Raw genomic sequence first — 25,242 nt, forward strand, 5'->3', positions numbered from 1 at the left:
TCATCGCAAACAGCGTCTAGGCATAATCTATTGGACGCTGTTTAGATACTTTCTAAGCCCAATTCGACTATGCCCTTTTGGAAAGTCTTCGAATCGAGTAAATTCTTCAAAGCCAAGTTGTTCATAGAATCGAGGTGCTTGCCAGCTTTGGGTCCATAACCAAAGCCCTGTAAATTTGTGGGTTTTGGCATAGTGTTGCGCCGTTTCAATTAGCGCCTTACCAAGCCCAGTACCACGGCAGCCATCATCGACCCACAGCTCATCAATATATAACCAATCCCATAGGCATTTACCGGTCACAATACCGATAAAATCACCGTTGTCATCAAAGGCCTGCCAATGAATGTGCCTCTGTACATATTCGGGGGCGTGTTGTAGCTGGCTATGCCGCTCAAAACCCGCGCTGACAGTCTGTTGAATATCATCGCTAAGTTGCCCCTCGTAAAATCGGATAACGGTCACTAAGTCTCACTCCTTATTAGTAAGCTGGTTTAATCAATAACTAAGCTGCCATCTTGATTAAACTCCCAAGAATCAGCGTATGCCACCTCCCACATATATCCATCAGGGTCAGAAAAATAGCCACTGTATCCACCCCAAAATACATCTTGCGCCGGTTTAATTATCTTGCCACCAGCCGCACAAGCACGCTCAAGTAGCTCAGTTACTTGGTGCTTTTGCTTTACATTGTGTGCGAGAGTGATGCCACTAAACTTGGCCGGTACGGCCTGCATTTGTGGGTCGATATCCTCCGCTAATTTCTGCAAAGGATACAGAGCCAAACAAGTGCCTGAGGTCTTGATAAAGACAATCCCATCTTGTGGAGTGCGTGACACCGGTAACCCTAGACCTTGATGGTAAAAATCATACGAGCGCTGTAGATCTGCAACGCCGAGCGTAATAATGCTAATCCGTGGTTCCATTTATACCCCCTATCATTATTTAATTATGTCATTGGTATAATGGGCTACATCTTGGCTATAACGCAATTGATTTGCCCTAACAAATAAAACGGCCTTGAAGCGCAAGCTATCAAGGCCGAAACTGTTTACGATATGCGCTTAACTAATCGCACCAACAAGAGTGCGATTGGTCACCATACTATTTTACTTGTTTAACGTACGGTAGCACTCGGTATCCATCACGCATTTTTTGACTTGGCATATAATGGCGGAACGCTAGGTTAAAGACACCCGATTTATTCTTAGTTTCGATATTGTTCGGCGCATCCGGACCGCAGCCAAAGCTTACCGTATAAGTGCCATCTGGGTTCTTTTTAGCTGTATTTGAGCTTACATTAGCGACATCATTGAACATAAAGCCTTGCTTGTTATAAACCGTTACCGACCAAAACGCCTGATTTTGCGGGTCTTCAAACGTCGCTTGATGACACTTATCAGCAGGGAAGTTACCCGATACCTCATAGATGTTATCTTGTAATTGCGCCCCGCCCCAACCAATTGCAGCGCCGACAGCATACTTCTCTTTGGTAAATAGCTCTTTTGATTCATCATTTGGGTCTGTAAACATACCAAAGGTGGCTTGTGCGCCATCGCGCTTAAGCAACTTAGGCATTTCTGCTTTTAGGTCCTCTTCAACCTTCATAAATGAAGCTTTATCGACCTGTGGCGCAGAAAACTCTTCATTTGCATTAGACTGAATTGTCATCTTATCTTGAATAGCATGTACTTCGTCTAAGGAGAATGTCGCATCGGTGCGCACTATGATATAGACATGGTCACCGCTATGCGTTGATAGATCAAATGTACCCGCTCCGTATTGCATCGGTTGAATGCGATGGTCCTCTGTGATCACTTCCATCGACATATACTTGCCTTCTGGGATCTCTGGCAAGGTCACTGTTGCCCCTTTTGATACATTCACAACCGCCATTGAATAGTAGGTATCACGGTTCATACGCACTACAGGTTGTTTGTCTGTTGGGGTTAGCACGCGTTTGTGTAAAAACTTATTCACCCCTACCTGTTGTTGAACCTTTAAGTACTGACGAGAGGTCTCATTTACCGCGTAGTTATCTGCTGTAGTCACCTCCCCTTTATCATTGAAGAAGTCGGTTAAGGTGGTAACTTCTGTTGCTGCAAGAGTTGGAAGAGCAACGATATTTAGTCCTAAAGCGACACTTAAAGCGAGTTTTTTCATGTTTTGAATCCTATAACGTTTTATTCAAATTGAGCACATCAAACCAACTAATCTCGGTTGTCGATTGACTTGATATCTGCCTTTCACGTTATACAGTTTAGTCATAACCGAGCAGCTTGCTATTGATTTAAAGTTATAATGGATATACTGAATAAGCATAATAAATAATCCATTTTGTGCTTGATGCGCATATCAAAGCTTGTCTATCCTAATTGTATCTAGCGCACACATATAACTTAGTGTGGCGTGTAATTGGCACACCGCTTGCGTAGCGGGGTGATTTAAAAGACAACGCATTTGGTGGAAAACAATGAACTCAACCTTAGATACGGTTTTACAACTCAAGCAACAAATGAAAAAGTCCGTTATCGGACAACAACATATGGTTGATACTCTGCTAGTCGCACTGCTGACTAATGGCAACGTGCTATTAGAGGGCCTGCCTGGCACCGCTAAAACCCGCTCCATTAAAGCGTTAGCCGCCTCTCTCTCGGTTAGTTTAGGACGCGTGCAGTTTACCCCTGACCTACTCCCCTCAGACGTCACCGGCACTGAGATCTACCAAGATGTAGATGGGAAGCCAACCCTCACCTTTCAACCGGGCCCAGTGTTTAACAATTTGCTCCTTGCAGATGAAATTAACCGCTCACCAGCTAAGGTTCAGGCCGCGCTACTAGAAGCGATGGAAGAGCGTCAAATCACGGTTGCAGGCAAGACCTATAAGCTTCCCGATCTATTCATGGTACTCGCTACCCAAAACCCGGTAGAGCAAGAAGGTACCTATCCGCTGCCAGAGGCGCAGATGGATCGCTTTATCATGAAAATAAACCTCGATTACCCCGATGCCAAGGCCGAAGAGCAGATCATAAGAATGGTACGAGCTGAAGATCAGCCGCAATCCTCTGCAGATGAACCAATTGATCCACAATGTATTTTTGACGCGAGACAACAAATTCGAGACATCTATTGCAGTGATGCGGTGTTGCAATACATGGTTGCCATCATAGTCGCGACCCGCCAGCCGCAAAACTATGCCGACTCGCCTCTGGCGCAATGGATAGCGGTAGGATCAAGCCCAAGGGCGACTATCGCATTAGATAAATGCGCTCGCGCTATGGCGTGGTTAAAAGGTAAAGAATTTGTCGACCCTGATGATGTTCGTGCGGTGGTGCATGGGGTACTGCGTCACCGTCTAATTCTTTCCTATGATGCGTTGGCTGAAGGCATCAGCTCAGACAAAGTAATAGATGAAATCCTTGCGCAAGTCGCTGTAGCCTAAGTCGGAGCAATTCAATGAGCTCGCCAATAATCGATCCTCAGATCTATACCACCCTAGATGCGTTGCGCCGCTTAAAACATAAGGCAACTGGCTTTGACTTTTTACCAAATCAACCAGTCAATAGCCTATTAACCGGTCGCCATGTGTCTAAGTTACGCGGTCGAGGGTTAAACTTCGAAGAGATGCGCCATTATCAGTTTGGGGATGACATCCGAACCATGGATTGGAAAGTCACCATGCGCACCGGTAAACCGCATATTAAAGTGTTCTCAGAAGAACGCGAACGCAATGTGTACCTGTTGGTTGACCAAAGGACCAGTATGTTTTTTGGCAGCACTGGGGTGATGAAATCAGTCATTGCTGCGGAAATTGCCGCGTTAATTGCATGGAAGATCGTAGCGAGCACCGACCGAGTAGGCGCAATTGTGTTCAATGACACATCCGCCGTTCCTCTGGCGCCATCACGCAGTAGCAACCATGTTTTGAAAATTTTGCATCAGATCGTGCTTAAGAACCAGCAACTCAAAGCCCAGCTGGCAAGCCAGTCGCACAGCGACTCATTTAACAAACTGTTTCATCAAGCCAAACGCTTAGTAAAGCATGATGGGTTAGTCATCCTCATTACCGATGGCTACGGCTACGATGCGCACAGTGAACAGCAGATAAGAGCGCTATGTAAGCACAATGATGTTGTACTGTGCCATGTCACAGACCCCCTTGAGCATAATCTAGCCCAGGTGAACAATATGGTATTGAGCGATGGCGAGTTGCAGATATCTTTATCTGGAGAACAACGAGGTATTGGTGAGCGATTTTCTTCCGATGTCAGGCAATCCATTGATGCCTTTCGTCAGGTAGCCAACAAGTATCGTATTCCTGTGCTTGAATTTTCAACACTGCTTCCTGCCGAGAAGCAATTAAGAACAGCATTGGGAGCGTAATCATGAGTACTGATACCGCTATCAATACCTTAAAACCCATCAGCTTAAACCCGATGTTGTCCGAGTTAACCGAACCGGATCTACCACAAGCGGTTTCATGGTTACCCAATGCACCGGGTTGGGCAGTAGTCGCCTTATTAATATTGACCTTTGTACTATACCGAAGCTACTTAGTATGGCGTCGCTATCAGGCCAATGCTTATCGAAGAATGGCGCTATTAGAGCTTGAACAACTGCGACTTAAGCAAGATGGCATACAGCAACTTCCGCAGTTACTTCGTCGAACGGCGCTGTACGCCTACCCTAGACGAACGGTTTCTCCTGTTATTGGAAAGCAGTGGGAACAGTGGCTCGATAAGCAATGTAAAGGCTGTCAATTTGCGACTACCTTTTCAGGGATGCTGGCAAGCCTTGCCTACGCCCCAATAAACACTTACAGCCAACCGCAGTATCAACAATTGATCCAACATATCGCGCAATGGATAGCACTGCATGAGGTAGACCATGATTGAATTTGAATATCCGTTCGCATTTCTTTTGATATTGCTACCCCTCTTTATCTATCGATTTTTTCCGACCTATCAAGCCTCGAAACAGGGACTTCAGGTGCCGTTTTTTCAGCGCCTGATTAAGGTTTCCGAGCAGCAACCATCGAAGGGCTCGACCACCCTAGTACGCAACAAGGTTCAGTGGGTACTGGTGGTGATAAGCTATCTGTCGCTGGTAGCGGCTATCGCCAAGCCAATGTGGGTAGGCGAGCCAATCGAGCAAAAAAAATCCGCGCGCGAGATCATGGTGGCCCTTGATCTTTCTGGTTCAATGTCTGAACAAGATTTTACCGACAAGCAAGGTATCAAACATGACAGACTCACAATTGCAAAACAGGTACTGGCAGAATTTGGTCAACGCCGCGAGCACGACAGGCTTGGACTGATCCTGTTTGCAGATGCCGCTTACGTACAAGCGCCATTCACCGAAGACACTCACACATGGCTTGAACTGCTGAGCGATGTAGAGCTTGGGTATGCTGGATTTCAAACCGCATTTGGGGATGCGATTGGGCTTTCTATCGCCATATTTGAACAAGAGCAAAGCAAACAACGGGTATTAATCTTGCTAACCGATGGTGACGATACCAGCTCTAAGATACCCCCGATAAAAGCTGCCGAGATTGCGGCTAAATACGGGGTAAAGATCTACACCATTGCCATTGGCGATCCAACTACCAAGGGCCGTTATAAGATGGATCTTCCAACCCTACAGTCGGTATCCGACATCACCAAGGGACGGATGTTCCATGCTATGAATCGTGCAGAACTAGAACAGGCATATGAAGCGATTAACAATCTGGAGCAGCAGCAGTTTGAGCTGCTTACCCATAGGCCAAAGCACAGTTTACATCACTGGGCATATGCAATATGTCTGATTGCCAACCTGATGGCCGCGATTTTCGTTTGCCTAATGAAATGGCAGCAGCAAACACGCATCAATACCCTTGTACGCCGTACTCAGGAGCTGAGCAATGAATAGTCTATCTGATGGAGCGCTCATCAATGTCCTCAGCAATTTCCATTTTCTACGTCCATGGTGGTTACTTGCGATAGTGCCGTTTGCTGTCATCTATTATCTAATGACTAAGGCAGATGATCTTACATCTCAATGGCAATCTGTGATGTCAAAAAACATGATAGCGCATCTCACCGTACATCCTCAGCGTCAGGTGCGTTTCACCCCAATACGTCTATTTAGTTTGTTTGCGCTACTGTCGACCATCGTTATGGCAGGCCCTAGCTGGAACCGACAACCGGCACCTTTTTTTGAAGATAACGCAGAGCTAATCGTGGCTCTCGACGTCTCTGGCTCTATGTCTAACACTGATATTCAGCCTTCACGTCTTGAGCGAGCAAAGCAAAAAATTGTGCAATTAATAGACCGTCGAGGCGACGCTAAAACCGGGCTAGTGGTATACGGTGGAAGTGCGCACGTGGCGATGCCGGTAACCAAAGACCGAGCGCTATTTCACTATTTTATTGATGTGTTGGATGCAAGCCTGCTACCAAATCAAGACTCAAATCCAAGCTCAGCGATAGGGCCGATTGTCAGGTTACTACAGCAGTCTAAGGTTCCGTCTACGGTACTGATCGTGACCGATAAAACCAACTCCGAGGCCATCAAAGCGATGACGGAGAGCTTTAGTGGACTACAGCACCAAGTATTGGTGTGGGCAATCGGTGAAAACCCAGATAGTGGTCGCAACGGCAACGCGTTAACCTCGGCTCAACTACAGGATTTAAGCCAGTTAGCACAAGCTGGGCATGGCGTTATGACCCCATTTACCCATAATGCGGATGACGTAGATCAGGTCTATCGTAATATTCAAAGCAATCTTTTTGCAGTAGATGACAAGGCCAGCCCATGGGTAGATGCTGGCTATGGCCTGCTATTTTTTCTTCTTCCTATCCAGTTAATGTGGTTTAGACGAGGGTGGACTCTGCAATGGAAATAACATTTAACAATCTGTGGCAATACTTACGCACCCGCCCCGTATGGCAGTGGTTATTCGCTCTTCTCATCGTGGGGTGTGGCTGGTGGTTTGTCGCACCGCAAAGCTTTGTTTCGGCGTGGTTATCTCACAACCAGCAAGCGCAAATTCACTTCAATGCTGGTGAGTACGATAGCGCGCAACGTCTATACGATGATCCGCAGTGGCAGGCGCACAGCGCCTATTTGGCCGGTGATTTTGCTAGCGCGGCATCAATATTAGAAACGCGCCAAGACCTACACTCTCAGTTTCTACTGGCAAATGTATATGCTTACTCAGGACAGTTGCAACAAGCCCAAGAGCTCTACCAACAGCTCCAATCGGTAGATAAATATAAGGCGGTTGCCACACAAAATATTGAGGTAATCAAGGCTGCTATTGAACAAATAAAGAATGCGCCACCACAAAAACAAGAGTCTGAAAAAGTGATTGATGATAGGAATATTGTGGGTGAAGAGTCGGAGCAAGAAGCAGACAACAAAATACAGATCTCAGATACCGTTTGGTTAAAGCAAGTCAGGCAGAACCCATCAAAATTTTTACGCCAGAAGTTTCAGCAGGAATATGCACATGAGCAAGAATAGACACCTTACCTACCTACCTTGGTTACCACTTTGCATGGGCGTGCTGATCTATGTAGTTTTTCAGACATCTGCGCTCGCTTCCACTGACTTTGACAACATGCTCAAGCGCGGCGACTTAGCGGTTAATATTAAGGTGATTGATCAAAGTATTGTGCCAAAACAGCAGACCACAGTGGAGGTTGAGATCAAGAGTGCGCTGCCATTTTCTGGGCAATTAACCCTGCCCTATATTGATATAAAAGATGCCGTTGTAGCCAAGCAAAAACCGCAGATTACGGGTTCGACTTATCAGGCAGATGGAAAGAATTGGTTCGTTAAAAAAATACAATTTCACGTCTTTCCGCTGCAGCAAGGGCAATTTCAGATCCCAAGCTTCAATCTCGATGTTGAACTAAAAACGTCACCACAACACAATAGTAAGGGCCGTATATCGACGCCTGCGACAGCTTTTGATGTGTCACTGCCACAGGCTTTGCACAATCAAAAGTCTTATGTAGTGGGCAGTGATGCCACACTTACCCTTGCCACCGACAAACCAATGAACCAAGCATTTAGCGCTGGGGATGCAGTGGTACTTACCTATCAACTTAAGGTGAAAAACTCAGATATTGTAGTATTGCCCGAGCTTTTGATACCTAATATACAAGGGGTAGATATCTATCCTAAGCCGGTTGCCAAAGAGAACGTATTTGACAGGCTGAGTAAACGCAATACCGCGACTTTGACCCAGGTTGTGACCTTGGTCTTTCAGCAGTCCGGAAAACTTACCCTTCCAGGCCAAAGCGTTAAATGGTGGGACAATAAAACCCAAACAGAGCACACCCTAAGTACAGATACACTTACCATTCAAATTGGGGAAGATACTCGGTCTATTAATGCACAACCCACCTCTTTTCTCCCACAATTGAGCCGCCTTCAATGGCTATATATCGGGATAGGGTTAATGATTACCGCATCCGTAATTGTGCTGAGCAAGCGTTATATGACAAGCCGCGCTAAAGCCAAGCGCCAGCTACAACCTGCCACCAATCAACCAGATTTAGCCCGTCATAAAAAGCAGATTATAAGTGCCGTCCAAGCGCAACACTATCCACTCGCAGTTGAGCACATATACCATTATGCCAACTGCGCGACATTCGAAGCGCGTTTAGACACCCAATCTCGTGAGATATGGGATCAATTGCTACAACTAAGCTATAGCGATAACGCCCAGTGTCCTGCGATTACGCTGCAACAAATAGAGACCTTGCTGAGCGCTATATCTGCCCCCGCTAAGGCCGCTAGCTCTGGCTTCAGGTTCGATTTAAGGCTTAACCCATGAGTTAAAATGGATAGCAATACAATCATTTCTTGGTTTATGCGGCATTTACTGCGACAATTCAGCGGTAATCAATATATCAACGGATACCTATGAAACTTTTAGTTCGCAACCTCGCTCGCACCACCACAGAACATGAACTCCGTGTTTTATTTTCAGCTCATGGCACGGTCAAAGAATGTACGCTGGTATTGGACCAAGAAACAGGTGCCTCTAAAGGTTTTGCTTTTGTAGAAATGCCAGAGATGTCTGAAGCAAGAGAAGCTATCAAACAACTCAACATGACTGAAGTTGCTAAAAGTAAGATCCGAGTTAAAAAAGCCACGGTTTAATACAAACTCGCAGTCAAAGATAAATACAGACCCCGGCACAAGATGTCGGGGTCTGTATTTTAGTCACGTTAAATTGCAATTTGCGCCTATACTTGGCGTTTTCGTGTAACCCTTCAAGCGCACATTCATGGCATCACTAAAAAAAGAAATCACCCTTATTGGCGGCATAGGACAGATGTCCACGACCTTACTTGGTACTGGATTGTTTATGGTTCCAGCAATTGCGGCCACTATCGCCAATCAAGATCTCTTATGGGCATGGTGGTTTCTGATCCTCGCTGTCTGCCCTATTGCCATGACATTCGCCGCCTTAGGTAAACGCTACCCCAATGCAGGCGGCGCCTCATATTTTGTAAAGATGGCATTTGGCCCGCGCCTTGAAAAAGCGATTGCATTGCTTTTTATTAGCGTGATTCCGGTCGGCGTTCCTGCCGCAGTTGCCATCGCAGGTGGGTTTGCACAGCAGCTATTACCCAGTGCATTAGCCTCACCGGTCATCGCTCAGTTACTTATTGTGGCGCTGCTGATGGCCGTCAATCTGGCTGGAAGTAAATCCTCTAGCCGCTTACAAACAGCCATTGCACTTGGCATAGTGCTACTAATCGGTCTATTTCTCTATAAAGGGGATATCAGCGGCTATGATGTGGCGCCTCACAATCTAACTGCAATTGAACCAAGTACGATTGGGCCTGCAATTGCTGTTATGTTCTGGTGTTTTGTAGGTATCGAGGCTTTTGCGCATATGGGAGAAGAGTTCAAAAACCCTGAGCGCGATTATCCAATTGCGATTCTGGTTGGCTGTTTACTGGCCGGGATTGCGTACTACCTTTTCTCGGTGGTGGTCCTTAAGCATCACGCCTATGGAACGCCCCAACTCAATACGACCTCAGTGCCCTTTTTAGCTAATAAACTATTCGGTTCACAGGCGACTTGGTTAATTAGTATTATGGGATTCTTAGCCTGCTTTGCCACGATTAATCTATATACCCAAAGCCTTTCGCGGATGCTGTGGTCACTGGCTCGTGAATACAAACCTAACAGCAAAATGGCCGAATTATCCAGACAAGGCGTGCCGGCAACCGCGACGATTAGCGTAGGGATAGTCATCGCTTTGGCTTGTGTGTTTGGACATTACTCCGGCTTAGATATTGAACTATTTCTAACTCTCGCCAATGGGATCTTTGTGGTGATCTATCTGTTTGCAATGTGGAGCGCAGTACGACTGTTACAAGGTGTGGGACGTTATATCGCAATGCTGGCTTTGGCGCTGTGCCTAGTGGTGTTCTTTTTTATTGGAATAGTTATGAGCTATGCGGTGATTGTTCTGGTTTTGCTGTGGTTGGTAATTCCCAAATTTACATCACCTGCATAGTCTTTAAGTATGGCTTTTAAGCGAACAGTTCAGCGTTTTTCTGTTTGATCTTGTTGAGATCTTTTTCTTCAATATGAGAAATAACAAAGCCGCGGTGCAGCAAGTTTCGAATATATATGCGATTATAAACCGCCGCAATCGCGATATTTAAAAGCGTACCAAACGCAGATACATAGGCAAAATACCCCGGTCCTACCCACACAGAAAGAATGGTTGGCACAACTAAGATCAATACCCACAACCAATCTCGTCGTGCTAGTGGAACAAACATTCCACAAAAAAGTAGTGACCATGAAAAACCAAGTGGAGCTTCTTTAACTGCGCCAGACTCGTTATTCTTTAATGTGATTTTTGCATATGCCATATTGATGTGCCTTTGAATGTACAGCGCTACATTCTCGGCCTATTTACTGCATAAATCTGCATACAAACTTAAGATTTTAAATTTGACTCAAATTCACTGCGCAATAACCCATACTGATATTCGTCTCCCCAGCTTCCCTTAAAAAAGATGTTCTGTACAAAATGGGCCTCTCGGCGAAAACCAAGTTTCTCTAATAATTTATAAGAGGCTTGGTTTAGGGTATCGGTTGTGGCGGTTATGCGGTGTCTTTTAAGATCCGTGAACACGTATTCTACAAAGCGGCTCACCGCTTCGAAAGCAACCTGTTGTCTTTGATAATCTGGTGCGACAGTAAAGCCAATCTCTATTTGATCCTCATCCACAAAATGGACCGCTATATCCCCTACCAGATCATCCTCATTTTGAGATGCTATAGCCAGTTGCCACCAGCTATCATTCTCCCCAAAGCGGGAGTAATCCATGCGCTTAAATAGGCTCATCGCATCATCAATAGAATAATCACTCCAACTTTGATATTTGGTTACCTCATCATTGGCTCGATATCGCGCAAAAGCCGCGAGATCCTTTTCTTGAAATGGGCGCACAACAAAGCGAGTGGTAGTCAATATAGGAACAGATAGATGAGTAGGATTAGACATGATTTTCCCGTGATTAATGGTGGTGGTATTATGCAACAGGCAATAGCTCTTTTTGAATAAGGTGTAGCAGGAAGGTTTCGCGCTGGATACTTAACCCTTGTTTGGCACTTTGAGCCATGGTTTTTTCATTATGTGCAATGGCATCTACCAGCGGCACCCATTGGGCCTGCATTCCATTTTTGATCTCGTACTCTTCAAAATTAGGCTCTCCCAATTCGCTGTCCACATCACAGGTAAAACAGTACGAGTGCATGTGCATTACATCGGCATCATCTTTATGCCAAGGTCTAAATTCCTCATACACCCCGAATGGCTTAATATTACGGATATTTACAGCACCCGTTTCTTCTTCAAGCTCGCGCACCATACCTTTGATCAGATCTTCGTCCTGCTCTAGGCCTCCACCCGGTAGCGAATAGTCCTCATAACGCTCGGTATACAAAAGCAGAATTTTGTCACCCTGTAACGCAATGGCGCGTGTTGCCATTCTCTGAACGATACAGACTTTATCCAAATGTACTATATCGGGATGGGTTGCAGTGTGGAGATGACGCATACGTAAAGCTCTATGTTAATGTTCAATGGCGCAGTATGCCATTAACCCCGTGACAGGTGAATCCACACACTACATAGCATTAGCTAAAATCCAGTTTAACTGCCCTGCCGTTACCCACGACTTGATTGCTGTATGCCCAACCACAGTGAGTTACCAATCGCTCAGTTAACTCTAATCCCAATCCAAATCCAAGGTCTTGTTGCCCAATAGGGTCATGGCTACTCTCATTAACAATCAGTAATCTGCAACCAGTTTGAGTAATGATGACTTTGCCGTTGTAGGTATGTTGAAACGCGTTTCTGATCAGGTTAGTAATCACAATACGGCACAATGCCGCCGAAGCGACCAGCTCGGTATCATCTGTAGTAACCGTCGCTACCACCCCCTTGCCATCGAGCAGATATCGCAATTCATAATCCAGCTGGCTGACTAACTCTCCAAGCCGTAATGACTCAACGGGTAAGCTTTTTTGTTGAGGTCTATTTAGCCACAACAGTGTCTCGGTGAGATCGCCCATAGTATAAGTTGCTCGTTCAACCCTTTGCAAAACCTGTTGTTGTTTGGCTACAGACACACCCTTTTGTTGCATCTTACGTAATAACTCAGTATTGCTACGAATAACGGCAATTGGCGTACGCAGTTCATGGCTGGCATAGCCCAAAAAGCGCTGTTCGCGCTCTAGCCCTTCTTGTACTGAGCTAAGGCTTGATTGAATAATTTGTGCCAATGTATTGAGCTCTGCGTACCTAAAGTCAGGAATAGGCTCATTGAGATTATGCTTATCAAGAACACTAGCCCAATTTTTTAAGCCCCGCACTGGGTTTGATACCTTGCGTATCAGCAGTATTAGGGTCACTCCGAGCAGAACAATGGCTAACAATCCAAATAGTAATATATAGCCAAATCTGGGATTGTTACTTCCGGCAAAGCGGCGACTATGCTCTATCGAGATATAGCGTGTCTCACCTTGCTCTTGCAAACGCATCACAAAGTAGCCTGCCTTAGGGTGACCAAATAGAGGGAACCCATCAATGGATTTCATCAACACGTCGTTGGTTAAATCTTGTTCGTCAAAGCGCTGTTGAATTATCGGCGGCAGATCTTGCCAGCGACTTGCCACCGTTAAGTCACGCTTGTACAAGGGATGGTCGTCACTCACTTTCTGGTAAAAAGCGTAGGAATGCATATGTTCTTTCATGCCGACATCCATACCCGCAAAGAAATAATTTATCGCAACCCCTGACATGGCTAAAATGGCCAGTGAGCCGGCTACAAACATAGCGCCAACCACATACAATCGCAGGCTAGACCTTAATTTCATACGCTCTCCTTTAACACAAAGCCCTGCCCAACAACGGTATGAATCAATTTGTGGTCAAAGTTGGCATCGACGGCTTTACGCAGGTTAAACATATGTACTTTTAAGCTATTACTATCTGGCTGCTCATCACCCCAAACGCCCTGTATCAGGCGTTCTCTACTCACGATGTTGGGGCTATCACGCATCAGGGTTTCAAGGAGCTTCATTGCGATAGGTGATAACTTTAGTTGCACCCCATTGCGACTTGCCGTTCTGGTGGTTAACTCCAATACCAGATCCGCTACCTTAAGCCGATTGACCTCACCGCTGCGACGCCTTGATAAAACCTGCGCGCGCACGATGAGTTCTTGCATCGCAAACGGCTTAATCAGGTAATCATCAGCACCAATAGAGAACCCTTTTAACTTATCTTCAAGGGTATCTCTTGCGGTTAACATTAGGATTGGCACATCAATACCTTGCGCCCTCAACCGCTCACACACACCTAAACCACTCAACTTAGGCAAATTAAGGTCTAGAATCACCACGTCGTAATGATTATCTCGGATTAGGTTATACCCAGACACCCCATTTGCAGCATGATCACAGGCTATATCCTCAAGCTCGAGGTAATCCACAATGGCCGTAGCAAGGTCAAGGTCATCCTCTACCAATAAAAACTGTAAGCTACCTTTATGCATTATTCTATATTCCATTACTCAATCGAAGGCTCGTTGCTCGCTACACTAACAAAGCTTGGGTTAAGGGCGGGTTAATATTTGACCCTTGCCCAAATAACACCCAGCCCTATCAACACCTATAATTATCAAACAAATTTTGTTGAGCGGATTTTTGTTAGCTATTGAATTAATTAAGATATCTCGTACACTGAAAGGAATAACTCATATATTAGAGTCTGTGGAGCCACAAGAATGAAAAAAAGTCTATTGTTGACCGTTATTGCAGGTAGCGCCATCCTTGCAGGGTGTGCCAGTGAATCAAATGAATATACCGTAAAAGACTGGGATCCGGTGACCAGCAAGGCATCCACCTATTGCGTGCAAGAAGGTTATGATATCGTTCGTGCTAATGAGAACGACAAACGCAACACCTATTGCGAAATCTCAGATAGTGAAAAGTACGAAATCTGGGACTATTACTATCAAAATCATGAAGATGAACGTCCTGACGACCAACCGGCACAAGACACTCAATCTTAATAATTATCCCCATCATCCGATGGGGATTTTTTTATGCTATTTCCCAAGTATGAGTCATCTCAACGCCCTTATCGAGCATTAAGCATACCGAACAGTATTTCTGCAATGAGTCTGCGGTTACCTGGGCAACCAATTCAGGGTCAAGATCCGTTCCGGATACCTCAAAATGGATGTTTATAGACGTAAAGTATTTAGGTGCTACATCACGGCGCTCGCTAGATAACTTCGCCACACAGCCAGTAACCGATTGCCCTGCGCTTTTTAGCCCATCAACAACGTCAACTGAGCTACAGCCCCCTGCCGCGATTAGAACCATCTCCATTGGGCTTGGTGCAGATTTGCCACCATTGCCATCCAATACCACAGAATGCCCAGATTGAGATTCACCGATAAATTTAAGCCCATCAACCCATGATACTGTTGCTTGCATAACTACCACCTTTTTTAATTAGTTTGGCTACTATACCCAAATAGTGGGTTGAGGTTAATTATTGCCGGCAACTAATTTACTGGATTTGTTCACAACCACTATCGCCAATTCACCAGCTGATGAGTTTGCAGCAATATGGCGAAATTGTAATCTTTAAAAGATATTAATTAAAAATGCCTACCGAGTAACAGAAATGAAAATCAGCGCTTAAAACTGTTGGTTATCTCGTTGACTTATAAGCCATTAACCATAGACTGGATTTGCTAGGGTGAGAGAGGCACAATTAAAAATGCCTCCCCCTTTTAATCGCTATATTTTTATTGTTAAGGAAATTCGACAATGTCAAACGCAGTAACCGGCACCGTAAAATGGTTCAACGAGACTAAAGGCTTTGGTTTTATCCAACAAGAAAACGGCCCTGACGTCTTCGCACACTTCTCAGCAATTGTTGGTGACGGTTTCCGTACCCTTGCCGAGGGGCAAAAAGTAGAATTTGTTGTAACTGATGGACAAAAAGGTCCACAAGCAGAACAAATCAAAGCGGTATAATTCGCTAGGGCCGATGTAAATCGGCCCGATTCCTTCCATTTATCAATACCTTCAGCCAACAAATTTGGTTATAATCGCGCCACACTTCTACTGCCTGGCACCCTATCTTGGCTCTCAAACCGACTATATATAAATTTCGCGTTAATCTAGCGGACACCAATCAAAACAAATTCGACGACTTCAATCTAACCGTTGCACTGCATCCGTCAGAAACAAACGAACGTATGCTGGCTCGAATTGTTGCTTTTGCTCTCAATTACACCCCTGAACTCACCTTTACTAAAGGTTTATCTGACCAAGAGCAGCCTGATATTTGGCTACATGATGACAGCGGTATAACTAAGACATGGATTGAGGTGGGTGAACCGAGTTATGAACGCCTGAAAAAAGCGACTCGATTGGCTGAAACAGTAAAGGTCTACCCATTTGCTGACTCTAAATCTCAGGTATGGTTTGACAAAAACCAGTCTAAACTCTCTAAGCTCGACCTTTCAGTGACCAAACTCGATGGCGAAGCCTTATTAAATCTGGTTGCGGGGCTGCAAAGAACCAATGATTTAAGCGTAATGTGTAGCGAAGACAGTATCTATCTCACCCTGGGTGAAATAAGTTCAGAGTTCAGATTACAGCCATTGCAATAATACAAGATGCATTCCTGGGCTGACACCTAAGGAATGCGACATATTGTATTAATCGTCACTTCGCTGATTCAATCCCGCGCTCACTAAGCTAGACACCAAGATAGCCAGATAGAACACCCCCGCTACCGCCTCAAAGTATGCGACAAAACGGGTTAATGGTTCCGTAGGGGCAATCACGCCGTAACCGACCGATGTCATAGTAATAAAACTGAAGTAGATCATCCGCGACAGGTTATCTAGCCAAGGTCCGTACTCAATACCGTTAAATCCGCCACCGAGTAACTCCAGCAACAGCAACTGAACGAACGCGAACCACAAACCCATCATCAAATAGATGCAAATCGAACCCACAATCTGATTTTTGTCTATTTTAGGCGCTTTTAGCACCAAACGAGTGGCGTATTTCAAGTACTGCCCGATAAAGATAATCAAAGCCGATAACGACACTAATGCCAGATTTGCCGCCTCTAATATAGACACAGTGGCAGAGATAAGTACCAATACAATTAAGAATCCAAGCCAGCCGCGGGTAAAAATCCGCTGTTTGTCTATCCCTAAAGTAGATGCTGACATGCACGCCAATAGTCCAACCAGCACCACTCCCTGTCCAGTATCAAAAAACTGCTCTAATACCGAACAACCAAACAGCAACAATACCAATGCAACCAATAGAAATAAGAAGTTATCACGCTCGGTTAACTTCGCCATTATTGACTACTTCCCTTTGCCTCAGGAGCGGCGTCGACATCAACCTCAGATTGCTCAATCCAAGCTAAGAATAAACGGTGCGTCACCGCCAATACCACAGCCCCAACAAACAAGCCAACAATGCCCGACATTGCCATACCACCGATAGCACCAAGTAGAATAACCAGCATTGGAATATCGGTACCACGTCCCATCAACATAGGTTTTAAGATTGCATCACTGGCACTGACTAAAACACACCAAATCGTAAATAGGGTTGCGGCAAGTGTGGAGTCAGTAGTCCAAGCAAAGATAATCGCTGGGATAAGCGCCAAAATAGGCGGCAGTTGAATAATTGCCACAATCAATACTGCAACGACCCATAGACCTGCAAATGGTGTTCCAATCAGATAAAGACCAATCGAAGCCATAATGGCTTGTGTAACCGCAACCCCGATGACGCCTTGCACCACACTACGCACCGTTGATTTTGCTATCTGAGTAAACTGAACCCCATACTCTCCAGCTAAGCGAACCGATATTTGTTGGAATACTCGCTCGCAGCTCTGGGCATTTGACATAAACACACCTGCGATCAGTAGCGATATAACAAACTGCAAGATGCCACCACCAAGCGTACCAATAGCAGAAGCGACACTGCCTAATACACTTTTTATTTCATCAGAATATTGGGTCATGGTGCTCAACAGATTGGCAGAGATGCCAAGCAGTGTTGCATACACCCTTTCACCAATGAAAGGCCATGACTTTACTGACTCGGAAGGAGGCTTAAGTTCAAAAGTGCCGTCTTGAATATTGCCATAAACATCACTGGCACTAGCAAACAGGCTATCGGAGACTAAATAGGTTGGGACAACCAAAATCAACACCCCCACTAGAGACAGTAACCAACTGGCTTTAGCTTGAGAAAGGCGTAACTTAGATTGCATTGTTTTGGCAACAGGGAACAAAGCGGTGGCGATAATCGCTCCCCATACCACCAGCAGCATAAAGGGTCTTAATATTTCATAACACCAATATAAAAGCAGCCCAATGATTGTGACTTTAATAAAGGCATCAATCGCCTGCTTTGAAAATTCTTTTGAGGTGACCATATCTCTTCCTTGTGATAATTCTACCCATAAGCGTAGGCTAGAAATTTATCTAAGTGTAAGAAAAGACAAGGAATTTAAGATATTTTATTTCGCATGAAGTTTAGAGCTAACTATGGTTAGAAATAGAACAACGCATAACAATAAAGCCGCTCATTAGGCAGGCCAATGAGCGGCTTTGAACCAACTGCGTAACAGCTAGTTAAAATTCAGTTTTTAATCGCTTAGTTAAACGCGAAACGGATACCGATAGCAGCATCTACACCGAAGTGGAAATCATCAGGCACGTTTACACGTGGAGCCAATGACGCGTAGCCATCCCACTCAGGAGCAAACTGCCAATCAACGCCTAGCGGTACACGGATACCGTAATCATTGAAGTGTTTGCTTTCGTCACGTTCCCAATAGCCGTAGTAGCCATTGCCATAGTCGCGATAGCCATTGTGCCAATGGTGACAGTTGCCATTTGCATCTACGCTGTCGCAGTAGTTGCGATAGTTGTTGCCATATGGGTGCTGTACCCAGTGACCGTTATCGCCGTGCCATGTTTTGTCAAAATCATAGAAACCACCCACGCTTACATAGTATGTAAACGGTAGGCGCGGAGTGAATCGCTTATCTTTAACAACAAGGTAATCCGCAGAAAGGCCATCGTTACCAACAAATGCATCTACAGTGTGGAAAAACTCAGCCGTAAGACCAAAGCCTTGGTCAAAACCTACACCAACCTTAAAATCCGCCTGGTTTGAGTAGCTACGTGGCGTAGTATTCACTGATTTACCTGTATCCGCGTGAGCGGCAACAGAAGTTAGAAGCACACTTGCTGCAACTAAAGCTTTAACTTTATTCATGAGATTCCTGTCATTAATTTAATTAATCGATATTACCCTGCTAACTAAGCGTGACAAGTATCACAGATTCTCTTAAAAAAGTTCAATAAATATTGCTATTTCGTCTGTAAAGATATTTTCCATAAATGTGCAATATGCGTTAAATAGTCATTACTGACTTGTCGCTGACATATTACTAACATTCATCAGACTTACTCAGGTTGCATTAAGACAAACATGCACATTTCAATGGAATAGGTATAATACTGGGCGTTATATTGCCGACTATCATCAACAAGGAAATTAGCTTGAATCTATTTGTCAGAGAACTCACCGTCATTGATGCCTCATATCTATGTCCAACCCGCGGTATGGTTGGCGAAAGTTGGATTGTCGATATCATCATGTCAGGGGAACTCAATGAAATGAGCATGGTGCTCGATTTTGGTAAGGTTAAAAAGCAAATAAAACACCTGATTGATGAATATGTCGACCACCGACTATTGGTTCCATCACGCAACAAATCGATTCGCCATACATCGACTAAGCCAGGTTACTCAACCCTAGATTTACTGGGCGATACACGAAGTATCCACCTGCACTGCCCTGATGAAGCGTATTGTTTGATCGACAGCGATGAGATTACCATCGATAGTGTCACCGAACATGTCTATCAAGTGCTGCAAGGACATCTACCTGACAACGTACAAGGTATTGAACTAACGCTGCGCCATGAACCTATTGATGGCGCTTTTTATCACTATACCCACGGCCTTAAAAAGCACGACGGTAACTGCCAAAGAATCGCACACGGTCATCGCTCCCCCATTGAACTGCTGGTAAATGGCCAGCGCGATAGTATTCGCGAACAGGAATTTGCCGAACGTTGGCAAGATATCTACCTTGGCACTAAGGAAGACCAAGTAGCAGTCGAAACATTGCAGCTGAGCGAGCATGCCAATCGCATCTCAAACCAGACCCATTTTGGCTTTCGTTACACCGCGCCGCAGGGTGAGTTTGAATTAGCCATCGCACAAGCTAACGCCGAGGTGCTAGACACCGATACCACAGTTGAGTTATTGGCAAGCTATATCGCACAACAAGTCAAAGGTAGCCTTACCTCGAACGACACCCTACAAGTTATCGCTTATGAGGGTGTAGGCAAAGGTGCAATGGTGTCGCTATAATTCTTTATTAAACATTGATTTCGGTGGCTGCAACCCTATGAAAAAAATCATTTTCTTTGTGCCTATCACCGATGCTGAGTCGGTCAAAGAGGCCATCTTTAACGCCGGTGCAGGCAAGATCGGCGACTACGACCGTTGCTGTTTTGAAACAGAAGGACAAGGACAGTTTCGTCCACTTGCCGGTGCCAACCCACACCTTGGTGAGCACGGCAAACTCGAAAAAGTCCCTGAACTTAAGGTCGAGTTGGTATGCGATGATCACTATCTAAAGCCGAGTATAGAAGCACTACTCAACAGCCATCCCTATGAAGAGGTTGCCTTTGAGGTCTATGACATGCTGGACTGGCAATCCCTTTAACAGGTCTCACTTATACAGCGGCTGACAAACAAAAAAGCGGCGCACTCCTACATATAGAGTGCGCCGCTTTTTACGTTTAACCGATTTCTAGGTTCTATTTACCATGCATAGGTTTCAATCACATTCTTTTGCGCCATTGGGTTATGGGCAATATGCTTGTTAATATGCTCAAGGAACGGGTCACGAACCTCTGGCCACGGACCGCGCATCGACGCAATATTATTACCATGATTTCCCAATAAAAGCATGGAAAGTCTTGCATATTTTCAAGTAGATATTTCTCTTCTTCTAAGATCTGCATCGGTGTCGGAAGGATAAATTCTCCGCGCTCTACCTCACGCTCTAACTCGCTACCAGGCTGAATGGCTAGCGCCATTGGTGCGATGGCATCTGGCTGCATGATATTAAGCAAGCTAGTGGTATTTTGTGCATGCTCTTTTGAACGCTCACGACCACCCAAGCCAAAGATAAATGATGCCAATACCTTAATATCCGCTTCACGAGCCATTTCCATACCTTTAATCGCATGCTCACGAGTCATGCCTTTTTTGATTCGCTCCAGCACAATTGGGTCACCAGATTCAAGGCCAGAATAAGCGGTTGTCAATCCTGCCGAGCGCAGTTCTTTAAGCTCTGCAATACTCTTACGACGAAAATCGTTAAATGCTGAGTACAGAGCAAGGTTCTTCAGCTCAGGGAAGGTGACTCTGATCTTATCTAAGATTTTTAACAGCTTGTCGGTGCGCATCGCCATTACGTTGCCATCAATTAAAAAGATAGATTCAACCTTTGGATACAGTACCCTTGCTTGCTCAATATCTTTAAAGATATCTTCAGTATCGCGTACTTTAAACCGTTTATCGTCGAACATAGTACAAAAGGTGCACTGATTATTGCTACAGCCCAGCGTTGTCTGAATTAGAACACTCTCTGCTTCCATCCAAGGGCGGTAGATTTTACCTTCGAAATGCATATTAAGCTCCTCAGCTTTGGGTCTGTGGTTTGTGGTTTGTGGTTTGTGGTAGCGAAGTCTACTCCTCGCTTATCGGTGTGATAAGAAACCCAATTGCAGAATCAGTATCAACAAAATCTTGATAATCCCCTAAATACAAAAAAACGCCGGCGCTATAAGCAACCGACGTTTTCAAATCTACCTGCTATAAGGTCTAAACCAATAGTGATTCGATAGTAGCAACCACTTTTGCATTCTTTGCAGCATTTTCAGCATCGGCATGTGGTGCGGCAAAACTGCCAAGGTCATTATCAAAGTATTTACCGGATGCATTGGCAAATTCATCCGATAATGCCGCTCGATACAAGATATCAGCGCCGATACCCAGGTCATTACCCGCCATACCATACGCTTCTTTGACTAACTTACTGCCAAGGAAAGACGCCGGGTTAACCGCCACCAACACCGGGCCATTGCCTTGTAGTTGCTGAGCCAAATGCACTGTCCACATCGTAAGTGCCAATTTAGTTTGCGCGTAGATCTGACCATGAGATGGACCGGCATCTGGGCTTACTAAGTCGTTTAGATTAACCGTTGTTTGAGCCGCAGACGACAAGTTAACAATGCGTCCCTTGCTATCAAACAAAGGCAATAGCTTTTGGGTTAACAGGTAAGGTGCAATGGTATTTACCACAAAGCGCACATCCAAATTATCTTTGGTGGTGATGGTTGGTACGTTATAAACGCCGGCATTATTGATAAGCACATCCAGCTTATCATGGGTTGTTCGTACTGCCTGGGCAAGAGACTCAACCTCTTTTAGGCTCGATAAATCCGCGACATAACCCTCGATAATCCCAGCGCCAGGTATCTGTTTGAGACTGGTAATAACGCTCTCTAGCTTACTTTGGTTACGTCCATGAACGAGAACATTATGCCCCTCGGCAACCAATAATTTAGCGGTTTCTAGACCAATGCCATCGGTTGAGCCTGTAATTAGAATTGTCTTTTTCATCGAGCTTTCCTCATAAACCTAAGTAAAGTTAACTGTTTAATATAGAAGTAATGTCGCAAATCAATCAAACCCATACCCTCAGGCAAGTAATTCGTTCTCATCTACCACCAGTATATTATTACAAAGTAGCGCGGTTTATTATTAATAAAAAATTGAAACTGATTCTAGATTTGATCTCATTATAATTTTCGAACGCACCAAACCTCACAATAGATCCGTTACGCCACATACAAACTATCCAAACCTGACATTATTGCAAGTTGTGCATAAGCTTAAACTTCAACTCATTTTATCGGAATTGAAATCATGGCTAAAAATCCCATCGCTTGGTTTGAAATCTATGTTGATGACATGCCTCGAGCGGTCTCTTTTTATCAAGGTGTATTCAACCTTCAACTACAAAAAATGGACAATCCATCGGCTAATGAAATCGAGATGTGGGGGTTTCCATCTGAGATGGAGCAGTATGGGGCAAGCGGTGCACTGGCTAAGATGAATGGTGTTTCTGCCGGCGCTGGTGGAACCTTAGTCTATTTTTCATGTGACGACTGCGCTGTCGAACAAGCCCGAGTTATAAGCTGTGGCGGTAGTATTCAACAACCCAAGATGGCTATCGGCGAATACGGGTTTATGACCCTAGCCACAGATACTGAAGGCAATATGTTCGGTCTGCACTCCATGAATTAAACCAAAACCGCTCTAAGCCTTGATGCTTAGAGCGGTTTACAATACGTCTATGTTTTGTCAGTCATCAGTAGTTAAAAGAGATACCAAACTGAACGGCACTTTCTTCGAAGTGATGGGAGTCAAACGCTTTGTTGGTTTGTCTATACTCTACATATGGCTTTAGCGCCGCATCAGTGTAGGTCAACCTCGCCTCATAATGCAGGTTAGTGTCATTATCTTGCACCAGTGCCGATTCATATTGGGTCTGTACTACATAGTTGTACGAGAACTCCGCCACATGGCCAATCTCATAAGAAAACCCTGCATCTAGGCGACCAATTTGGCTATTTTTTGACTTGGAACCCTGGTTACTGAAGCTATGGTCATGGTCATGATCGTCACCCACTGAGATAGCACTATTACCATAATCAAATCCAAGACGCGCATGCAAGGCGAACTCGTGCGTCACCTGATAATCAACACCTAAACGTGCCCTAAGCTCATTGCTGTCCTCATAACCACCTTGGGCATAGGCGCCATACGCAAATAATCCGATGTTATCCGTCGGCTTGAAGTATTGACCCGCACCAACTTGATAAAAATCATGTGCTCCTGTTTCACCCTCAGCATAAACGAAAAATCCACTTTCATGCATCCAAATCGCTTCAATCCCATAAGCTTTTTCTGCTTCACCGTGCCCATGATGCTCCTCATTCGCAACGTAAACTTCCATCTGCGAACCATTTGACACATCTACATTGCCATGAGCAAAAGCACTTGTAGGAACAACCGCGGCAATAGCCAATGCGATAAGTGATTTATTAAGTGAAGATTTTTTATTGTACATAGGATTTTTGTTAAACATGATTTTTTGTGCCTCGATAAAGTATGCCGCTATTATCGAGAAACCCTATGCATGAATACATATACCAAGGTTATCTTGTATCATTAACGCTGTTTATGTATACCCTCGTAAACGCCCTCTACCAATAAGTAAAACGAATACTAAAGCGCGCTATTCAAATCATACTTAGAGCCGCAGCCACAATCATAATAAACCCCTTGAATAGCACACAATCTCTTATTGATTTTCATTCATAACCCCTTGAAATTACGATAAAACACCCAAATATTTATATTTAACAATGGCCACTATCTATTCGGTCAAAACAATCGTAATAAAAAGGGAACTTTCCTGACGGTTATCCCTCTACTTATGTATTCAAACGCTCGCTTTAAGGAACATCGCACATGCCAGCGCAGTCATTCCAGCAACTACAACGCTACCTAGAATCTCAAGTTATTGGTCAAGACAACCTAGTAAAACAATTACTGGTTGCGCTATTAGCCGATGGGCATATCTTGGTTGAAGGGCCTCCGGGGCTGGCTAAAACCCGCGCCGTTAAATCCCTTGCTGATTGCATTGAAGGGAGTTTTCATCGAGTTCAGTTCACCCCTGATTTACTGCCGTCTGATCTAACAGGCACCGATGTATATCGCCCCGAGACCGGTGAGTTCGAGTTCAAATCCGGCCCCATATTCCACTCATTAGTGTTAGCCGATGAAGTCAACCGTGCCCCTGCCAAGGTACAAGCGGCAATGCTTGAAGCTATGGCAGAAAAACAAATCAGCGTAGGTCAAACCACCTACCCTCTGCCAGAGCTGTTTTTAGTAATGGCAACCCAAAATCCAATCGAGCAAGAAGGCACCTACCCGCTACCCGAGGCACAATTAGACCGTTTCCTGCTTCATCTTGAGGTTAACTACCCAAGCGCTGAGAGTGAATTAGAGATCTTGCGCCTTAATCGTGGTGAAGCGTTAGGAGAGGTTCAGCGATTTGAACACCCCCTATCACAACAGGATATTTTCAAGGCGCGTCGCCAAGTATTGTCTATTCATATGGCCGACACCATAGAGAAATATATCATTCGACTGATCATGGCTACCCGTAATCCACAAGCTTATAATGACAACCTAGCCAAATGGATTGAGATGGGAGTGAGCCCACGAGCTACCATCGCCTTAGATAGAGCTGCGCGCGCTAACGCCTGGTTATCCGGCAGAGATTTCGTTAGCCCTGAAGATATTCATGCTGTGGTATTCCCAGTGCTTCGTCACCGTCTCCTATTGACCTATCAAGCTCAGGCTGAAGGTATCACCAGTAATGCAGTTATCGAAGAGCTGCTGCGAACAGTTGCATCCGCTTAAG

At 44.9% G+C, this 25,242-nt stretch carries 30 protein-coding genes and 1 pseudogene; 16 read left to right on the forward strand and 15 right to left on the reverse strand.

Annotation, left to right across the window (positions count from 1 at the left end; genetic code table 11):
- Nucleotides 1-27 precede the first annotated feature (27 nt).
- From OCU28_RS14135 to OCU28_RS14145, 3 genes are all read right to left on the reverse strand, one after another.
- Nucleotides 28-462, reverse strand: a complete 435-nt coding sequence (locus OCU28_RS14135; protein WP_261817540.1) for a GNAT family N-acetyltransferase — start codon at nucleotides 460-462, stop codon at nucleotides 28-30.
- 29 nt (nucleotides 463-491) lie between these two features.
- Nucleotides 492-923 (reverse strand): VOC family protein, encoded by a 432-nt coding sequence (locus OCU28_RS14140; RefSeq protein ID WP_261817541.1) that lies wholly within the window; start codon nucleotides 921-923, stop codon nucleotides 492-494.
- A 178-nt stretch (nucleotides 924-1,101) separates the two neighbouring features.
- Nucleotides 1,102-2,160: a DUF1254 domain-containing protein gene (locus OCU28_RS14145; RefSeq protein ID WP_261817542.1), complete on the reverse strand. Its 1,059-nt coding sequence runs from the start codon at nucleotides 2,158-2,160 to the stop codon at nucleotides 1,102-1,104.
- 310 nt (nucleotides 2,161-2,470) lie between these two features.
- Between OCU28_RS14145 and OCU28_RS14150 the strand changes: the two genes are divergently transcribed.
- The 9 genes from OCU28_RS14150 (at nucleotide 2,471) to yjeH (ending at nucleotide 10,528) form a co-directional block, all read left to right on the forward strand.
- On the forward strand, nucleotides 2,471-3,439 hold the full coding sequence (locus OCU28_RS14150; RefSeq protein WP_261817543.1) for an AAA family ATPase: 969 nt from the start codon (nucleotides 2,471-2,473) through the stop codon (nucleotides 3,437-3,439).
- 14 nt (nucleotides 3,440-3,453) lie between these two features.
- Entirely contained in the window at nucleotides 3,454-4,380 is a 927-nt protein-coding gene (locus tag OCU28_RS14155; protein WP_261817544.1) for a DUF58 domain-containing protein, read from the forward strand.
- Between the two features lie 2 nt (nucleotides 4,381-4,382).
- Complete coding sequence (locus OCU28_RS14160) at nucleotides 4,383-4,892, forward strand: DUF4381 domain-containing protein (protein WP_261817545.1); 510 nt, start codon at nucleotides 4,383-4,385, stop codon at nucleotides 4,890-4,892.
- Between the two features lie 94 nt (nucleotides 4,893-4,986).
- The gene (locus OCU28_RS14165; RefSeq protein ID WP_261817546.1) at nucleotides 4,987-5,910 is read left to right on the forward strand and encodes a vWA domain-containing protein; all 924 of its coding nucleotides are present in this window, start codon (nucleotides 4,987-4,989) and stop codon (nucleotides 5,908-5,910) included.
- Nucleotides 5,903-6,886, forward strand: a complete 984-nt coding sequence (locus tag OCU28_RS14170) for a vWA domain-containing protein (protein WP_261817547.1) — start codon at nucleotides 5,903-5,905, stop codon at nucleotides 6,884-6,886. Before OCU28_RS14165 ends, OCU28_RS14170 begins: the two co-directional genes overlap by 8 nt.
- Nucleotides 6,877-7,506: a tetratricopeptide repeat protein gene (locus OCU28_RS14175; RefSeq protein WP_261817548.1), complete on the forward strand. Its 630-nt coding sequence runs from the start codon at nucleotides 6,877-6,879 to the stop codon at nucleotides 7,504-7,506. The genes OCU28_RS14170 and OCU28_RS14175 overlap by 10 nt, the downstream gene beginning before the upstream one ends.
- Complete coding sequence (locus tag OCU28_RS14180; protein ID WP_261817549.1) at nucleotides 7,493-8,827, forward strand: hypothetical protein; 1,335 nt, start codon at nucleotides 7,493-7,495, stop codon at nucleotides 8,825-8,827. The genes OCU28_RS14175 and OCU28_RS14180 overlap by 14 nt, the downstream gene beginning before the upstream one ends.
- Nucleotides 8,828-8,916: 89 nt before the next feature.
- Nucleotides 8,917-9,156, forward strand: coding sequence for an RNA recognition motif domain-containing protein (locus OCU28_RS14185; RefSeq protein ID WP_261817550.1), 240 nt, complete (start codon nucleotides 8,917-8,919; stop codon nucleotides 9,154-9,156).
- A gap of 127 nt (nucleotides 9,157-9,283) precedes the next feature.
- A complete protein-coding gene (gene yjeH / locus OCU28_RS14190; protein ID WP_261817551.1) occupies nucleotides 9,284-10,528 on the forward strand; it encodes an L-methionine/branched-chain amino acid transporter in 1,245 nt (414 codons plus the stop codon).
- A gap of 16 nt (nucleotides 10,529-10,544) precedes the next feature.
- Here yjeH and OCU28_RS14195 read toward each other — a convergent pair whose 3' ends face one another.
- The 5 genes from OCU28_RS14195 to OCU28_RS14215 all read right to left on the reverse strand — a co-directional run bounded on the left by OCU28_RS14195 (nucleotide 10,545) and on the right by OCU28_RS14215 (nucleotide 14,087).
- The gene (locus tag OCU28_RS14195; RefSeq protein ID WP_261817552.1) at nucleotides 10,545-10,892 is read right to left on the reverse strand and encodes a hypothetical protein; all 348 of its coding nucleotides are present in this window, start codon (nucleotides 10,890-10,892) and stop codon (nucleotides 10,545-10,547) included.
- A gap of 68 nt (nucleotides 10,893-10,960) precedes the next feature.
- Nucleotides 10,961-11,530 (reverse strand): GNAT family N-acetyltransferase, encoded by a 570-nt coding sequence (locus OCU28_RS14200; RefSeq protein ID WP_261817553.1) that lies wholly within the window; start codon nucleotides 11,528-11,530, stop codon nucleotides 10,961-10,963.
- 28 nt (nucleotides 11,531-11,558) lie between these two features.
- Nucleotides 11,559-12,086: an NUDIX hydrolase gene (locus tag OCU28_RS14205; RefSeq protein WP_261817554.1), complete on the reverse strand. Its 528-nt coding sequence runs from the start codon at nucleotides 12,084-12,086 to the stop codon at nucleotides 11,559-11,561.
- Nucleotides 12,087-12,165: 79 nt separating this feature from the next.
- Entirely contained in the window at nucleotides 12,166-13,407 is a 1,242-nt protein-coding gene (locus OCU28_RS14210) for a sensor histidine kinase (RefSeq protein ID WP_261817555.1), read from the reverse strand.
- Entirely contained in the window at nucleotides 13,404-14,087 is a 684-nt protein-coding gene (locus tag OCU28_RS14215; RefSeq protein WP_261817556.1) for a response regulator transcription factor, read from the reverse strand. The genes OCU28_RS14210 and OCU28_RS14215 overlap by 4 nt, the downstream gene beginning before the upstream one ends.
- 231 nt (nucleotides 14,088-14,318) lie before the next feature.
- On the opposite strand from OCU28_RS14215, the gene OCU28_RS14220 reads away from it, so the two are divergent.
- Nucleotides 14,319-14,606 (forward strand): DUF333 domain-containing protein, encoded by a 288-nt coding sequence (locus OCU28_RS14220; protein WP_261817557.1) that lies wholly within the window; start codon nucleotides 14,319-14,321, stop codon nucleotides 14,604-14,606.
- A gap of 31 nt (nucleotides 14,607-14,637) precedes the next feature.
- Here the strand turns inward: OCU28_RS14220 and OCU28_RS14225 are convergent, their stop codons facing one another.
- Nucleotides 14,638-15,036 carry an OsmC family protein gene (locus OCU28_RS14225; protein WP_261817558.1) on the reverse strand — a complete coding sequence of 133 codons (399 nt, stop codon included), beginning with the start codon at nucleotides 15,034-15,036 and terminating at the stop codon, nucleotides 14,638-14,640.
- Nucleotides 15,037-15,375: 339 nt separating this feature from the next.
- Here OCU28_RS14225 and OCU28_RS14230 point away from each other — a divergent pair, with 339 nt between their 5' ends.
- On the forward strand, nucleotides 15,376-15,585 hold the full coding sequence (locus OCU28_RS14230) for a cold-shock protein (RefSeq protein ID WP_261817559.1): 210 nt from the start codon (nucleotides 15,376-15,378) through the stop codon (nucleotides 15,583-15,585).
- A gap of 107 nt (nucleotides 15,586-15,692) precedes the next feature.
- Nucleotides 15,693-16,226 carry a YaeQ family protein gene (locus tag OCU28_RS14235; protein ID WP_261817560.1) on the forward strand — a complete coding sequence of 178 codons (534 nt, stop codon included), beginning with the start codon at nucleotides 15,693-15,695 and terminating at the stop codon, nucleotides 16,224-16,226.
- Between the two features lie 48 nt (nucleotides 16,227-16,274).
- Here OCU28_RS14235 and OCU28_RS14240 read toward each other — a convergent pair whose 3' ends face one another.
- From OCU28_RS14240 to OCU28_RS14250, 3 genes are all read right to left on the reverse strand, one after another.
- Complete coding sequence (locus OCU28_RS14240) at nucleotides 16,275-16,934, reverse strand: potassium channel family protein (RefSeq protein WP_261817561.1); 660 nt, start codon at nucleotides 16,932-16,934, stop codon at nucleotides 16,275-16,277.
- Nucleotides 16,934-18,028 (reverse strand): AI-2E family transporter, encoded by a 1,095-nt coding sequence (locus OCU28_RS14245; RefSeq protein ID WP_261817562.1) that lies wholly within the window; start codon nucleotides 18,026-18,028, stop codon nucleotides 16,934-16,936. The genes OCU28_RS14240 and OCU28_RS14245 overlap by 1 nt, the downstream gene beginning before the upstream one ends.
- A 221-nt stretch (nucleotides 18,029-18,249) precedes the next feature.
- Nucleotides 18,250-18,876 carry a hypothetical protein gene (locus OCU28_RS14250; protein WP_261817563.1) on the reverse strand — a complete coding sequence of 209 codons (627 nt, stop codon included), beginning with the start codon at nucleotides 18,874-18,876 and terminating at the stop codon, nucleotides 18,250-18,252.
- 287 nt (nucleotides 18,877-19,163) lie between these two features.
- Between OCU28_RS14250 and OCU28_RS14255 the strand changes: the two genes are divergently transcribed.
- Together OCU28_RS14255 and OCU28_RS14260 are read left to right on the forward strand one after the other, a co-directional pair.
- Nucleotides 19,164-20,042, forward strand: coding sequence for a 6-carboxytetrahydropterin synthase (locus tag OCU28_RS14255; RefSeq protein ID WP_261817564.1), 879 nt, complete (start codon nucleotides 19,164-19,166; stop codon nucleotides 20,040-20,042).
- Between the two features lie 37 nt (nucleotides 20,043-20,079).
- Nucleotides 20,080-20,400: an NGG1p interacting factor NIF3 gene (locus OCU28_RS14260; RefSeq protein WP_261817565.1), complete on the forward strand. Its 321-nt coding sequence runs from the start codon at nucleotides 20,080-20,082 to the stop codon at nucleotides 20,398-20,400.
- A 98-nt stretch (nucleotides 20,401-20,498) separates the two neighbouring features.
- Here the strand turns inward: OCU28_RS14260 and OCU28_RS14265 are convergent.
- Nucleotides 20,499-21,373: pseudogene (locus OCU28_RS14265) on the reverse strand (radical SAM protein).
- Between the two features lie 193 nt (nucleotides 21,374-21,566).
- A complete protein-coding gene (locus OCU28_RS14270; RefSeq protein ID WP_261817566.1) occupies nucleotides 21,567-22,367 on the reverse strand; it encodes an SDR family NAD(P)-dependent oxidoreductase in 801 nt (266 codons plus the stop codon).
- 306 nt (nucleotides 22,368-22,673) lie between these two features.
- Between OCU28_RS14270 and OCU28_RS14275 the strand changes: the two genes are divergently transcribed.
- Nucleotides 22,674-23,054 carry a VOC family protein gene (locus tag OCU28_RS14275; protein WP_261817567.1) on the forward strand — a complete coding sequence of 127 codons (381 nt, stop codon included), beginning with the start codon at nucleotides 22,674-22,676 and terminating at the stop codon, nucleotides 23,052-23,054.
- A 64-nt stretch (nucleotides 23,055-23,118) separates the two neighbouring features.
- Here OCU28_RS14275 and OCU28_RS14280 read toward each other — a convergent pair whose 3' ends face one another.
- Nucleotides 23,119-23,898: a hypothetical protein gene (locus OCU28_RS14280; RefSeq protein WP_261817568.1), complete on the reverse strand. Its 780-nt coding sequence runs from the start codon at nucleotides 23,896-23,898 to the stop codon at nucleotides 23,119-23,121.
- Nucleotides 23,899-24,284: 386 nt separating this feature from the next.
- Between OCU28_RS14280 and OCU28_RS14285 the strand changes: the two genes are divergently transcribed.
- Nucleotides 24,285-25,241, forward strand: coding sequence for an AAA family ATPase (locus tag OCU28_RS14285; RefSeq protein WP_261817569.1), 957 nt, complete (start codon nucleotides 24,285-24,287; stop codon nucleotides 25,239-25,241).
- Nucleotide 25,242: the final 1 nt, after the last annotated feature.

The organism is Vibrio gallicus (assembly GCF_024346875.1).
GTDB lineage: Bacteria > Pseudomonadota > Gammaproteobacteria > Enterobacterales > Vibrionaceae > Vibrio > Vibrio gallicus.